Origin of the sequence: Oceanobacillus indicireducens (assembly GCF_014647195.1) — a bacterium.
Taxonomy (GTDB): domain Bacteria; phylum Bacillota; class Bacilli; order Bacillales; family Amphibacillaceae; genus Oceanobacillus; species Oceanobacillus indicireducens.
Map to the genome: position 1 here is coordinate 1 of NZ_BMOS01000088.1, position 574 is coordinate 574.

Below are 574 nucleotides of genomic sequence, written 5' to 3' on the forward strand. Positions count from 1 at the left end.
CCTCGATTTTACAGGGAAATCCAAAAAATTTCTCGATTTTGTCGACTATCGGCGACATCCATTTACCATTTCACTGATTCTATTCAGTCTTGTGAACGTGAGCTTTTTATTAAGTAAGCAACAAGATATTCCAATGAACTTAGAGGTCGGTGGCAACCCTAGATATGTAATTTCTCTACCGACTATTGCGTTTTTGACGTCGGGTTTAATGGTTGTCAGTAGTTATATCTAGATTATAAATAACGGTGATATTTTTGGTATTCGCAAAGCTGAACAAAACGGTTTGAAAGTATTGCAAATCCACTTTTTGGAAATTATCATTTGCGGTGCAACACTTTTCATTTGGCTTGTTGAAGGGACTTGTGCAACTTCTTTTGGTGCTCCAAATCTGTCTAGTGGAATACTCTGTTTTTTATCCAAATCCTTAAATTCCTTGAATGGTCCATTGATACCTGCATTATTGAAGAAAACATCAATCTTTCCAAATTCATCCACAGTCTGTTTTATATAATTCTTCACATCTTCTTCGTTTGTAACATCAGCTTGGACAACTAAAATATTTTCTTGATCCGCA

Annotated in this window: 1 protein-coding gene and 1 pseudogene; one reads left to right on the forward strand and one right to left on the reverse strand. The window is 35.5% G+C overall.

Going from position 1 to position 574, the window contains the following annotated elements; all coding sequences use genetic code 11:
* Positions 1-232 (forward strand): annotated as a pseudogene (locus tag IEX94_RS19955) (nucleotidyltransferase); the annotation flags it as partial.
* Here IEX94_RS19955 and IEX94_RS20065 read toward each other — a convergent pair.
* Positions 229-574: SDR family NAD(P)-dependent oxidoreductase (locus IEX94_RS20065; protein WP_268239611.1), on the reverse strand; the 346-nt coding region annotated here is incomplete at its 5' end. The pseudogene IEX94_RS19955 and the gene IEX94_RS20065 sit on opposite strands and share 4 nt — an antisense overlap.